Annotated in this window: 14 protein-coding genes; 3 read left to right on the top strand and 11 right to left on the bottom strand. The window is 69.4% G+C overall.

Translation table 11 applies throughout. The features are described 5' to 3' along the window. Positions 1–3: 3 nt before the first annotated feature. Positions 4–414 carry a YciI family protein gene (locus IEY88_RS14965; protein ID WP_229693416.1) on the top strand — a complete coding sequence of 137 codons (411 nt, stop codon included), beginning with the start codon at positions 4–6 and terminating at the stop codon, positions 412–414. 31 nt (positions 415–445) lie between these two features. Here IEY88_RS14965 and IEY88_RS14960 read toward each other — a convergent pair whose 3' ends face one another. The 4 genes from IEY88_RS14960 to IEY88_RS14945 all read right to left on the bottom strand — a co-directional run bounded on the left by IEY88_RS14960 (position 446) and on the right by IEY88_RS14945 (position 5,695). Continuing rightward, positions 446–1,141: a hypothetical protein gene (locus IEY88_RS14960; protein WP_189155283.1), complete on the bottom strand. Its 696-nt coding sequence runs from the start codon at positions 1,139–1,141 to the stop codon at positions 446–448. Positions 1,142–1,191: 50 nt separating this feature from the next. Beyond that, entirely contained in the window at positions 1,192–4,344 is a 3,153-nt protein-coding gene (locus tag IEY88_RS14955; protein WP_189155282.1) for a S8 family peptidase, read from the bottom strand. 95 nt (positions 4,345–4,439) lie between these two features. Beyond that, positions 4,440–5,132 (bottom strand): aspartate/glutamate racemase family protein, encoded by a 693-nt coding sequence (locus tag IEY88_RS14950; RefSeq protein WP_189155281.1) that lies wholly within the window; start codon positions 5,130–5,132, stop codon positions 4,440–4,442. Positions 5,133–5,140: 8 nt separating this feature from the next. Continuing rightward, positions 5,141–5,695, bottom strand: a complete 555-nt coding sequence (locus IEY88_RS14945; protein WP_189155280.1) for a TIGR03086 family metal-binding protein — start codon at positions 5,693–5,695, stop codon at positions 5,141–5,143. Between the two features lie 65 nt (positions 5,696–5,760). Here IEY88_RS14945 and IEY88_RS14940 point away from each other — a divergent pair, with 65 nt between their 5' ends. Further along, on the top strand, positions 5,761–6,531 hold the full coding sequence (locus IEY88_RS14940) for a helix-turn-helix domain-containing protein (protein ID WP_229693393.1): 771 nt from the start codon (positions 5,761–5,763) through the stop codon (positions 6,529–6,531). On the opposite strand, the gene IEY88_RS14935 is transcribed toward IEY88_RS14940, so the two are convergent. Next, complete coding sequence (locus IEY88_RS14935; protein WP_229693392.1) at positions 6,524–6,946, bottom strand: VOC family protein; 423 nt, start codon at positions 6,944–6,946, stop codon at positions 6,524–6,526. The two genes, IEY88_RS14940 and IEY88_RS14935, sit on opposite strands and share 8 nt — an antisense overlap. A 123-nt stretch (positions 6,947–7,069) precedes the next feature. Between IEY88_RS14935 and IEY88_RS14930 the strand changes: the two genes are divergently transcribed. Next, on the top strand, positions 7,070–7,660 hold the full coding sequence (locus tag IEY88_RS14930; protein WP_189155278.1) for a LysE family translocator: 591 nt from the start codon (positions 7,070–7,072) through the stop codon (positions 7,658–7,660). Here the strand turns inward: IEY88_RS14930 and IEY88_RS14925 are convergent. The 6 genes from IEY88_RS14925 to IEY88_RS14900 form a co-directional block, all read right to left on the bottom strand. Beyond that, positions 7,657–8,901 carry an RNA polymerase sigma factor gene (locus tag IEY88_RS14925; protein WP_189155277.1) on the bottom strand — a complete coding sequence of 415 codons (1,245 nt, stop codon included), beginning with the start codon at positions 8,899–8,901 and terminating at the stop codon, positions 7,657–7,659. The two genes, IEY88_RS14930 and IEY88_RS14925, sit on opposite strands and share 4 nt — an antisense overlap. A gap of 7 nt (positions 8,902–8,908) precedes the next feature. Next, positions 8,909–9,139 carry a YciI family protein gene (locus tag IEY88_RS14920; protein ID WP_189155276.1) on the bottom strand — a complete coding sequence of 77 codons (231 nt, stop codon included), beginning with the start codon at positions 9,137–9,139 and terminating at the stop codon, positions 8,909–8,911. A 63-nt stretch (positions 9,140–9,202) separates the two neighbouring features. Further along, the gene (locus tag IEY88_RS14915) at positions 9,203–10,039 is read right to left on the bottom strand and encodes an NAD(P)H-binding protein (protein WP_189155275.1); all 837 of its coding nucleotides are present in this window, start codon (positions 10,037–10,039) and stop codon (positions 9,203–9,205) included. Further along, positions 10,036–10,791 carry a TetR/AcrR family transcriptional regulator gene (locus tag IEY88_RS14910; RefSeq protein WP_189155274.1) on the bottom strand — a complete coding sequence of 252 codons (756 nt, stop codon included), beginning with the start codon at positions 10,789–10,791 and terminating at the stop codon, positions 10,036–10,038. Before IEY88_RS14910 ends, IEY88_RS14915 begins: the two co-directional genes overlap by 4 nt. Positions 10,792–10,853: 62 nt before the next feature. Continuing rightward, the gene (locus IEY88_RS14905; protein WP_189155273.1) at positions 10,854–11,540 is read right to left on the bottom strand and encodes a hypothetical protein; all 687 of its coding nucleotides are present in this window, start codon (positions 11,538–11,540) and stop codon (positions 10,854–10,856) included. A gap of 70 nt (positions 11,541–11,610) precedes the next feature. After that, a complete protein-coding gene (locus tag IEY88_RS14900) occupies positions 11,611–12,120 on the bottom strand; it encodes a YflT domain-containing protein (RefSeq protein WP_189155272.1) in 510 nt (169 codons plus the stop codon). Positions 12,121–12,132: the final 12 nt, after the last annotated feature.

The raw sequence follows: 12,132 nt of genomic DNA, 5'->3' as shown, positions 1-12,132 counted from the left end.
TACATGCTGGTCAGCTACGGCGGCAGCCAGGAGGACTGGGAGGGCCTCGCCGCCTGGTCGGACGAGGACATGCACCGCATGATCGCCTACATGCGCGACCTGGACGCCGAGCTGCGCGCGTCCGGCGAGCTGCTGCAGTCCGAGGGGCTCAGCGGTCCGGCGCGGGCGTTCGTGGTGCGGGGCAGCGACAGCGGCCCGGTCGTGGTGGACGGTCCGTTCGCGGAGTCCAAGGAGGTCATCGCCGGGTACTGGGTGGTCGACGTGGCCAGCCGGGAACGGGTGCTGGAGATCGCGCAGAAGGCGTCGGCTTGTCCCGGTCCTGGTGGGACGGTGCTGAACCAGCCGATCGAGGTGCACCCCGTCATGGGGGCACCCGACGTGGACCCGGAGACGCTGGCGCCGTACCAGCAGTAGCGGTGAGGGGGCCGGCGACACCGGCCCCCTGCTAGGCGCTGATGGCGTTTTCGACGTCTCGGTCGGTGAGTGACGGCCGGAACGGTGTCACGTCGACCTCAACGTTGTTCCAGTCACGAACGCCATGGACCTCATGCCCTGCGGCGTTGCGCATGACCACCTCCGACATCCTGTGCAATGCGAGTCCTCGGTGAGGGCGGTCCCAGAGTTGGGCGTCTCGCCACTGTCGGCTGATCTGCCGCCTGCGAAGGACCCCATGGGAGTCGCGGTGCCAGCCGCGTCCCTGACTGTCGATGAACGTGGTGTCGACCAACGCATCGTTCGGCAGCGCGACGGTGTCGCATCCATCTGCGCCGAACAACCGCGCGTATCTCGCCTCATCTGCAGGAACCATGTTGACGTACGCGGCATATCGCTTGCCCCGCGCGGGCACGTAGATGGAACTCACGACTGCGTAGTACGGGTGTGCGGAGGAGTTTGCGACCTTGATCGTGAACTGGGAGTCGGGGTGACCGTTGCGCTGATCCGGTTCGTGCCCCGAGTCATCGCCTTCCAGGTCAACCTGGCAGATGACGACTCGGGCCGATGCGTGCAGCCCGGCAGCGTCTCGGCGCGCTTGGTCCTCGCGGTTCTTCCGGAGCGCCGTTGCGGCAACGATCGCACCCGCGGATCCGGCGATCGCGGAGACACTGCTGGCGATGACAGGGACGGTTGAGGTCCAGCTCATCGCGTGACGGTAGACGTGAGGGGGCCGGCGACACCGGCCCCCTCACGCGGTCACCTCAGGTCGTACGCGCGGATGATCGTCTGCTGGACGTCACCGCCCGCGTCCGCCGCCCGAGCCTTGAACGACACGTTCTCGGCCCCGTGCGGGTGGATCAGCGTGACCTGCCAGCCCGCCCGCGTCTTGCGCAGCGGCACCGGCTTCCACGACTTGCCCTCGTCGTAGGACACCTGCACCGCCGGGGCCTTGATGTCGGTGACGGTGCCCGTTCCGTTGCGCTCCACCGTGATCGGCACGGTGACGACGCGTCCGGCGCGGTTGTGCTCGTCCAGGGCCGGCGCGAAACGGACCGCGAGCAGCGGGATCGACTGGAACGCCTCGCCTGGGACGTGTTCCGAGGTGAACGACCAGTCCGCGGTGACCCGTGACGACAACGAGTCGCGCGTCGCCTCGGTGTGGACGGTGTAGCGCTTCTTCTCCGCCGGCGCGTCCGGGATGTAGGCGTAGCCGGATTCGGGCTGGTCCGAGATGACCTTGCCGTCCACCGTCACGGTGGTGCGGCCGGTGCTCGGCGAGTAGCCGTACATGCCCTGCGCGCTCTGCAGTGGCACGTCGAGGCGCAGCAGGTTGCCGACGCGTCCGGCGAAGCGCACGGTTCCCGGTGCGTGAGGCACGCCGGGGCCGTAGACGGCGCTGTTCCAGTGCTCGGTCACGGTCCTGCCGAGCTTGAACACGCGGGGCGTGATCGAGGACTGGAAACCGAGGCTGGGCCACTCGCCGAGCTTCGCGAACTCCGTCAGCGAGCCGGACCACTCGACGCCGGGGGTGTAGAACTCCTCGAGCCGCAACGGCAGCGGGCCGGAGGCGCCGTTGTCGCGCTGGCCGATCGAGCCCGGTACGCGGGCGTGCGTGACCGAGTTGACGCGGGCCAGTTCGCGGTCCTTGACGGAGCGCTGGACGTTCGCCGGCACGCGGGTCTTCTCGCTGATCCGCACGTGGTACTGGTACGGGCTGCCGTCGAACTTGCCGTTGGCGTCCGGCTTCGCCAGCACGGACTCGGCGTAGAAGTCGAACTTCGGCCACGACGTCTTCGACGGGCGGACGCGGATGCCCTCGAACGAGTTGAGGTACCAGGTGCCGCCCGTCGCGCCCCAGTTGGCCTGCATCAGGAAACCGAGGCCGGCCTGCGCCGCCTTCGCGTCCTTCTGCTCGACCGCGATCGAGGGCTGGGTGCCCTGCCGCGCGTCGAACACGATCTCGGTGTTGCCGGTGACCTCCAGGGCCGGCTCGGTCAGCGTGGTGATCAGGCCGCCCTTGGTCGGGTCGGGGTCGCGGGTGCTGATCGTGCCGTCGAGGAAGAACTTGCCCTTGGGCAGGCGCTGCACGATCGTGCCGGACGGGTCGTGGCGGAAGTGCGCCTGCGGCTTGTCCAGGTCGACGAACCTGTAGTCGTAGTACTGCGTCGGCGCGCCGTTGTGGTCGAGGAACGTGAGCTTCAGGTCGTAGCTCTCGACCTCCTTCACGACACCGACCGCCACCCGCACGCCGTCGGACGAGAGGACCACCGCGCCGTAGATGCCGTCCGCGACCGCGGCGCGGGTGTCCGCCGTGACCGTGGCGTCGGCCGATCCACCTGCGGGGATGGTCAGCTTCGCCGGGGAGACGCTGAACAGGCCGGCTGCGGCGGGCTTGACCTCGGCGATGCTCAGGTCGACGGTCACGTCGGTCGTGCCGTTGTTGCGGTAGGTCAGCTTCTGCGTGATGGGCTTGTCGTCGTCGTGCGGCCACACCGCGGTGCCCAGCGAGAGGCTGCCGTGGTTCGTGGTGACCGCGGAGGACACGGCGCGGCCGACGTCGAGACGTCCGGCGCCCTGGTCGTAGATGCTCAGCGACGGGTTGGGCTTGGCGCTGTTCATCAGCGCGGCCTTGATGTCCTCGGCCTTCCACGCCGGGTTCTTCGACGCGAGGATCGCCGCCGCTCCCGCCACGTGCGGGGTGGCCATCGACGTGCCGGACAACGCGACGTGGCCTTCGCCCGCGGGCGTGCCGATCTGGCCGTTCTTGGCCTTCGCGGCCACGATGTCGACGCCCGGCGCGGTGATGTCGGGCTTGACGGCGTTGTTGAACCAGCGCGGGCCGCGCGAGGAGAACTCGGCGAGCGTGTCGTCGCGGTTGACTGCGCCGACGGTGAGGGCCGCGTCGGCGGAGCCGGGTGAGCCGATGGCGCCGCCGGAGTTGCCGGCGGCCACGACGAACAACGCGCCGGTCTGCTCGGTGATGCGGTTGAGCGCGAGCGACATCGGGTCGGTGCCCTCGTCGGGCCACGAACTGCCGAGGCTCATGTTGATGACCTCGGCCTTGGCCGCGGCCCACTCCATGCCGGCGATGATGTCGCTCTCGCGGCCGCCGCCGTAGTCGCCGAGCACCTTGCCGTTGATGAGCTTCGAGTCCGGCGCGATGCCCTTGTACTTGCCGTCGCCGGTCACGGTCGACGCGACGTGCGTGCCGTGGCCGACACGGTCGTCGGTGGTGTCGCTGTCGGAGAAGTTCTTCGACTCCACGACGGCGCCCGCGAGGTCCGGGTGGGTCTCGTCGACGCCGGTGTCGAGGATCGCGACGGTGACGTCCTTGCCGGTGAAGCCCTTCTCCCACGCCTGGGGCGCGCCGACCTGCGCGGCGCTGCGGTCCAGGGACGCGGTGACCTTGCCGTCCAGCCAGATCTTGCCGGTGCCCGCCGCCCGGGCACCGGCCCAGAACGAGCCGTCCTTGCTGATGGTGATCGCGTGCGAGCCGATGCTCGGCAACGACTCGGCGTTCGCCGCGCTGATCACCTGCCCCTGCACGATCAGCGGGATCGTCTTGCTGGCCGCGTCGTCGTAGCCGGATCTGGCGAGCAGTGAGACGTCGAACAGCCGCTCGTCGAGCGCGCCGGAGTTGAGCCCTGCCTGGGCGTCGAGCGGCACGACGTGCAGGTCTCCGCGCGGGTCCTTGAACGAGCGGAACCCGACGTTCTCCCTGCCCTTGGCGCCTCTCGCCTGGACCTTGCCGTTGCTGACGACGACCTCGTCGCCGGTGACGAGCGTGACCTTGGTGCTCAGCCCGTCGGCGCGCACCTCTTGTTCCTGCGGTGCCGCGGAAACGGGGACGGCTGCCGTGGCGGCAACCACGACAGCCGTCAGCCCTGCGGCGATGTGTGCTCGTTTCAACGCGAACTCCCCTAGTTCACCGAAGTAGGAATAGCCCTCAGTGACTAAGACATCTCGTTGAGTCGCGACGTTGCTGGCTTGGCCAGGTCATCCGTTCACAGAGTTGTCTGGATTGCCCGTTCGACGGCCGCCTCGACGTGCAGGCGGGTGGTCGGGAACACCGGAAGCGGCACGTCAGCCTGCGTGATCAGCAGTTCGATCTCGGTGCAGCCGAGGATGACTCCCTGCGCCCCGTCGAACTTCGAGATCACGTCTTGATAGGCGCGGCGGGACTGTTCGCGAACGATGCCGAGGCACAGCTCGTCGTAGATGATCCGATGCACGGTCGCGCGGTCCTCGGCCGAGGGCAGCAGCACCTTCAGCCCGTGGGACTCCAGGCGTTCGCGGTAGAACGGCTGGTCCATGGTGAAGCCGGTGCCGAGCAGGCCGACGGTGGTGAAGCCGGCCCGCTTGATCGCCTGGGCGGTGGTGTCGCCGAGGTGGATCACCGGGATGTCGATCGCGGCCTGGACCTGGTCGAACACCTTGTGCATGGTGTTGGTGCAGATCAGCAGGAAGTCGGCGCCACCTGCCTGGACCTGCGCGGCGGCCTCGGCGAGGGCCTTGCCCGCGTCGTCCCACCTGCCCTCGACCTGCATGCGCTCGATCTCGGCGAAGTCGACGGAGTGCAGCACGACCTTCGCCGAGTGCAGCCCGCCGACGCGTTCGCGCACGAGCACGTTGGCGAGCCGGTAGTACTCCGCGCTGCTCTCCCAGCTCATCCCGCCCAGCATCCCGATCGTCAGCATGGGGCCAGTCAAGCACTCCAGCGCGGGTCGCGGCCGGTGGAGGCCAGCAACTGCTCGAACGGCGACGCGTCGGCCGGTGCCTCGACGGCGTCCTTGAACACCTTCCACTCGACGGCCATCGGCCCCATCTGGTTGACCAGGCTCGCGACCTCGGCGAACACCTCGGGGTCCGGTTCGAAGCGCTGGCCGGTCGCCTGCGCGAGGTCGGAGACGTGGATGGTGAGGTCCAGCAGCGCCAAGCCGCCGACGGTCTGCGCGGGCATGTTCATGTTGCCCGAGATGCCCTCGGTGGCGCCGGGCTCGCCCCACGCCTCGACGAGCTTCGCCGTCTCGGTGGGGTACTGAGCGCGCCAGTCCGGGTAGGACGGGGTGTGGCTGAAGTCGGCGTCCTGCTTCGCGGCGAGCTTCTGGAACTCCACGACGACGTGCAGCAGGTGGTCGAGCAGGGCGCGGACGTCGTAGTCGGCGCATGGGGTGGGCCTGGCTACATCGTCGTCGGTGATGTTCGCGATGACGGGCAGTGCGTGGTCGCGGGCTCGGTCGAGCAGAACGCTGAGCTTCATGGGCCTGAGCCTATTTCCGGGTGTTCCGGTCCTCTTGAACAAACGCGCCAACCTAGGATCCTGCTGTGCAGGGGCCGCGTCGGGACACTCGCGGGATCGTGGACGCGCGCGAGTTGTTCGCCCGCGTGCGGTTCCGCCGCCGCATGCCGTGCGCCGAGCTGCGGCCGTACCTGGAGCACTACTGGCTGATCGACGGCTCGTTGGACGCGCCGTACACCACACACGTCGTGCCGCATCCGTCCGTGAACGTCGTCTTCGAGCGTGGGTTTGCCCAGCCGGAGATCGCGGGCGTCGGGCTCGGGTTGTTCAGCCGGGTGCTCGAGGGGCGGATCCGGGTCGCGGGCGTGCAGTTCCGGCCCGGTGGGTTCCGGCCGTTCCGCGCGGAGCCGGTGTCGGAGTGGACCGGGCGGCACGTGCGGCTCGACGTCCCGTCGGCGCTCGTGCTGGACGTCGAGGACGAGGACGAACGGGTGGCCGCGCTCGACGCGTTCCTGCTGGGGCTCGGACCGGTGGCCGATCCGCAGGCGACACTGGCGATGGACCTGGTCCAGCAGATCCGCGACGACCGGGAGATCCGGCGGGTGGCGGACTTCGCGCGGGACTGCGGCGTGGCGGTGCGCACGATGCAACGGCTGTTCGCGGACTACGTCGGGGTGAGCCCGAAGTGGGTCATCCTGCGGTACCGCATCCACGAAGCCCTGGAACGGGCCGAGTCGGAGGTCGAGTGGGCTCGTCTGGCCGCCGACCTGGGTTATAGCGACCAGGCCCACCTCGTCCGGGACTTCACGCAGACCGTCGGTGTCTCTCCCACGGCGTACGCGCGCGCTCTCACGTGAGGTACTCGCACAGCTCGATGAGAATGCCCTCGGGGCCGCGGACGTAGCAGGTCCGGAGGAGGTCCTCGTACTTCTCGACGTTCTTGACCAGCTCGGCGCCGTGCGGCTTGATGCGGGCGAGAGTGTCGTCGAGGTCGTCGACGGTGAACGCGACGTGCCGCAGGCCCAGGGCGTTGATCGGCGCGTGGGAGCTGCCGTCGATGCTCCGCGGGGTCTGGAACTGGCTGAACTCGATCCGGTACCGGTCGTCCGGGGTCTTCATCATCGCTATCTCGCTGACGGAGCCGTCGAGGCCGATGACACCGTCGACGAACTCGCCCTCCATGTGGGCCTTGCCCTCAAGCTCCATGCCGAGTGCCTCGAAGAACGCGACGGCGGCCGCGAGATCGGTGACGGTCATTCCGACGTGGTGCATGCTCCGGATGCTCATACCCCTGGGACGGTGCCACTCACGCGTTCTCGACGTCAAAAGTGGTCCAACTTCGTGGTCGGTTTTTGGCTCTCCTTACTGGACCGCTTTCGCGGCAGAGTTCACCGCATGAGCCTCGCCTTCCTGATCACTACGTTGATCGCGGTCGCCACTCCTGGCACCGGTGTGCTGTACACGTTGTCCGCCGGCCTCGCGCACGGGCGGAAGGCGAGCGTGATCGCCGCGTTCGGCTGCACGCTGGGGATCGTGCCGCACGTGCTGGCCACGGTGACCGGCCTGGCGGCGTTGCTGCACGCGAGCGCGCTGGCGTTCGAGATCGTGAAGTACCTGGGCGTCGCGTACCTGGTCTACCTGGCGTGGGCGACGTTGCGGGACAAGAGCGAACTGGTCGTGGACACCGCCACCGCACCGGCGTCCGCGCGCAGGGTCGTGGTGTCGGCGGTGCTGATCAACCTGCTCAACCCGAAGCTGACGATCTTCTTCGTGGCGTTCCTGCCGCAGTTCGCGACGGGGCTCGGGCAGATGGTGACGCTGAGCGCGGTGTTCATGGCGCTGACGTTCGTGGTGTTCGCCGTCTACGGGGTGTTCGCGGCGTCGATGCGCGACCGGGTGCTGGCCCGGCCGCGGGTGATGGTGTGGCTGCGGCGGTTCTTCGCGGCCTCGTTCGCCGCGCTGGGGCTGAAGCTCGCGCTGACCTAACAGCTCGCGGCGCGTTCGAGCAGCAGCGTCCGTTCGCGTTCGTTGCGGGTGAGCGAGGCGGCCTTCTCGAACTCGACCTTCGCCTCACCGTTTCGCCCGAGCTTCAGCAGGAAATCGCCGCGCACGCTGGGCAGCAGGTGGTAGCCCTGCAACGCCTTCTCGCCCGCGATCTCGTCGACGAGCGCGAGTCCGGCGGCGGGCCCGAAGGCCATCGACAACGCCACCGCGCGGTTGAGCTCGACGATCGGTGACGGCGAGATGCCCGCGAGCACCTGGTAGAGGGTGGCGATGCGTTGCCAGTCGGTGTCTTCGGCCTTGCGCGCGCGGCCGTGGCACGCGGCGAGGGCGGCCTGGACGTAGTACGGGCCGGGCGGCTGGTTGAGGGCTTCGGCGCGTTCGAGGGCCTTGAGGCCGCGGCCGATGAGCAGCCAGTCCCAGCGGCCCCGGTCCTGCTCCAGCAGCAGCACGGGCTCACCGCCGGGACCGGTGCGTGCCTTGGTGCGGGAGGCCTGGATCTCCATGAGCGCGACCAGGCCGTGGACCTCGGCTTCCTTGGGCGCGAGCTCGGCGAGCACGCGGCCGAGCCGCAGCGCCTCGGCGCAGAGTTCGGGGCGCAGCCAGTCGTCGCCCTGGGTGGCGGAGTAACCCTCGTTGAAGATCAGGTAGATGACCTCGAGGACGCTGGCGAGGCGGGCCGCGAGCTCGGGGCCTTCGGGGACCTCGAACGGCACGCCGGCGTCCGCGAGGGTCTTCTTCGCGCGGACGATCCGCTGGGCCACGGTCGCGTCGCTGACCAGGAACGCCCGCGCGATCTCCTCCGTCTTGAGGCCGCCCAGCATCTTCAGCGTGAGCGCGACCCTCGCCTCGGTGCCCAGCACCGGGTGGCACGCGGTGAACATGAGGCTGAGCAGGTCGTCGCCGATCTCGTCGTCGATGCCCTCGCTCGCGTCCGGCGTGGCCTCCTGGACGTCGCGGCCGATCTCCTCGACCTTGCGGTTGAAGTTCTCGCGGCGCCGGATCTGGTCGATCGAACGCCGCTTGGCCGTCGTCATGAGCCACGCGCCGGGGTTGCGCGGGACGCCCTCCACCGGCCACTGCTCCAGCGCGGCGACCAGCGCGTCCTGGGCCATCTCCTCGGCGAGTCCGACGTCGCGGGTGTACCGGGCCAGGGCGGCGATGACCTTCGCCGACTCCATCCGCCAGACCGCGTCGACGGTGCGGTGCACCGAGGTAGCCCCCATGGAGGAATCAGACCACAGCCACCTGACGTATTTCCACGACGCACGCCGGGAGCGCGATGCGCCTGATCCGTTCGACCGCCTCCTCGCGGTCGCGGACGTCGATCAGCCAGTAGCCCGACACCCCGCACGCGTCCGGGACGAGGTCGCCCACGTCGAGCAGGACACCCGCGCGCCGCAACACGTCGCCGTGCAGCGCCGCCAACGGACTCGGGCTCCTGACGAACACCATGAACCGCACCGGGCCTCCTCGTTCGCCGTCCATGAAGACGTCGAACGAGGAGGAGCCGAATCGACGCGGTGATCAGCCGCGGAAGTCCGCCTCGTGATCACGTGCCCACTGCGCGAACGTCCGGTACGGCCTGCCCATGAGCCGTTCGTAGTCCGGCGACACGACGAACTCGTAGTCGGCGAAGTCGTCGGGGTCACCGCCCTCGTAGCCCGCGATGCCGAGGACGTACCGCGCGATCTCCTCGGGCCAGCCGACGCTGACGTAGTAGGCGAGCGCCTCCTCGACGGTGACGTCCTGGAACGTCAGCGAGCGGCCGATCGCGGCGCCGATGTCGCGCGCCATGTCCCGCTGGGTGATCTGCGGCGGGCCGGTCAGGTCGTAGGCCTTGCCCGCGTGGCCGTCCTCCCGCAGCACCTTGATCGCCACGTCGGCGATGTCGGCCTCGTGGATCGGCTGCCCGGCCGCGTCCGGCTCGGGGTGCACGATCGTGCCGTCCGCGCGGATCGACGGGCCCCAGAGGTCGATCTTGTTGACCGCGAACTCGCCCGGCCGCAGGTGGGTCCACTCGACGCCGGACGCCTCGACGGCCTGTTCGACCGGGAGGTGGTGGCTGGTGTCGTAGCCGTGGGTCACCGCGCCCGAGGACAACGTGACGATCCGGCGCACCCCCGCCCGCACTGCCCGGTCGACGACCTCCTGCGCGGTCGGCGGGTGCACGAACAGGTAGAGCTTCTCGACGCCGTCGAACGGAATGCTGTCCGGGTCGTCGAGGTCGGCCTTCACCACCTCGACGCCCGCCGGGAACTCCGCCCTGGCCGGGTCGCGGGTGATCGCCCGCACCGGGCCGGTGAGCCCGCGCACCACCAGCCGGCCGACGTTGCCCGTCGCGCCGGTCACGAGTGTCGTCATCTCATGCCGCCTTCGATGCCGTCCAGCAACCTGTCGAGCCCGTAGTCCCACGAGGTGTGCACGTGGTCCGCGAGCGTGCCCTCGGTGTCGTAGGCGCCGGCGTTCCACAGCGCCGTCATCGCCGGGTAGCGCTCGACGTCGAAGTAGTCGTCCCAGAACACCTGCCGCGCGCCCCACCACGTGTCGCCGGACTCACCGGTGGTCGCCGCCAGTTGCTGGTCGTCCACCTCGGACGCCGCCGCGCCGTGCACGAAGCCCTCGACGGCGACGTGCGCGACGGTCACCTGCCTCGGCTCCAGGCCGGAGTCGGCCAGCGCGGCCAGCACGAACTCCTGGCCGTCCATCAGGCCGGGCCCGAGCGGCGGCCGCACCATCGACACGTCCCGCATCCACGGATGTGCCTGGTAGACCGCGCGGGTGCGGTCCGCGTAGTGCTTGATGCGCTCGCGCCAGGTGCCCTCGGGCGTGAGTTCGCGTTCCTGCAGCACGGTGTCGGTCATGAGGTCGATCAACTCGGCCTTGCCGGGCACGTGCGTGTAGAGCGACATCGTGCCGACGGTCAGTTCCTGTGCGACGCGGGCCATCGACATCGCGCCGAGGCCCTCGCGATCGGCCACCGCGATCGCCGCGGTGACGATCTGGTCGACGCTCACCTTGGGCTTCCTGCCGACCTGCTTCGGCTCTCGCGGCGTGCGCCAGAGCAGTGCGAGCGTCCTGGCCGGGTCTCCCCCGCCGCTGCGTTCGGCGGCCATCCGTCCACCCCATTTCCGTAGGCCATACGGAAAGAATACCGTATGTCGTACGGAAATGGGTGCTAGCTGACGTACCAGAGCACCTGGACGCTGGTGGGGGACGTCTCGTGCAGCTCCGCGCACACCTCGTGGACCAGGACGAGTCCGGTCTGCCTGCACATGCGCTCGTCGGTGGGCAACGGTGGCCGGTGGGTGAACCCGCCCGACGCGAGTCCCGCGCGCACCACCTCGGTAGCGCGGTCCCCGGTCGCGGTCAGCTCTCGCGAGCAGTTGGCGCCGTGGCCGGAGCCGCAGTGACCGCTTCCCTCGGCCACCTCCAGCCCGGAGGCGGCCGACACCACGCCCTCGTTATGGGGCATGCGCGCGTCGAGCTCCAGGATGACGGCGATGGCCACCCCGGGGACGATCATGGCGGGCAGCCACAGGACGCCGGCGAGCAGGCGCCGTTGCACGAGCAGACCGACGGCGATCACGACCGCCGCGATCATCGGGTAGAGCCAGTAGACCTCGAGCGCCGAGGGCACCCACCGGCCTGGCAGCTCCATTCTGCGCGGCAGCACGAACCACGCCAGCAGGACCACCAGGAGCAGGCCGACCACGATCCCGGTCCGCCACGAACGGGCGAGGACGATCCACAGGACGATCGGCACCATTCCGAAAAGTCCGGTGTCCACGGACAGCACGTTCACGACGAATCCCGCCACCAGCGGCACGGCACGCCACCAGTGCAACTCCCCCAAGTCCCGCACGCGACCATTAAAGCGGAAACGCCGCCCCGAAGATCGGGACGGCGTTTCCTTGTGGTGGGAGCGGGTTTTCCTACGAGCGCCAGGCGAGCGAGGTCAGCATCTCCTTGCCGCGTTCGGCGCTGCGCGGGTGGCTGAGCACGTCGTAGCGGCCGGCCACGAGCTGGGTGGTCGAGGCGAAGTCGCGGCGGCCGCGGGTGGCCGCGTAGCGCATCGCGGCGCTGGCCAGGCCGAAGACCGTACCGACGACGAGACCCGTGATGATCGGGGCGAGGGCGCCGCCGGTCGAGAACAGGCCGAGCAGCAGACCGACGAACAGACCGAACCAGGCACCCGACGCGGCACCGGCGCCGAGCACGCGACCCCAGGTCAGGCGGCCGGTGACGCGTTCGACGATCATCGGCTCGACGCCGACGATGGTGACGTCCGCGACCGGGAAGTCGTTGTCCGCCAGGTGGTCCACGGCCCGCTGTGCCTCTTCGTAGGTCCCGTAGGAACCGATGGGCCAGCCGGTGGGCGGAGTAGGCAGTGCGTTGACGCCCGTGGAATTCGTTCCCGTGGCGAACGGAGTCGCGGTGGTCATTTCCAACACCTC

The sequence above is a fragment of the Lentzea pudingi genome, from assembly GCF_014646255.1.
GTDB classification, from domain to species: domain Bacteria; phylum Actinomycetota; class Actinomycetes; order Mycobacteriales; family Pseudonocardiaceae; genus Lentzea; species Lentzea pudingi.
The sequence above is the reverse complement of the archived record's forward strand: the minus strand, read 5'-3'. Positions and strand labels throughout refer to the sequence as shown.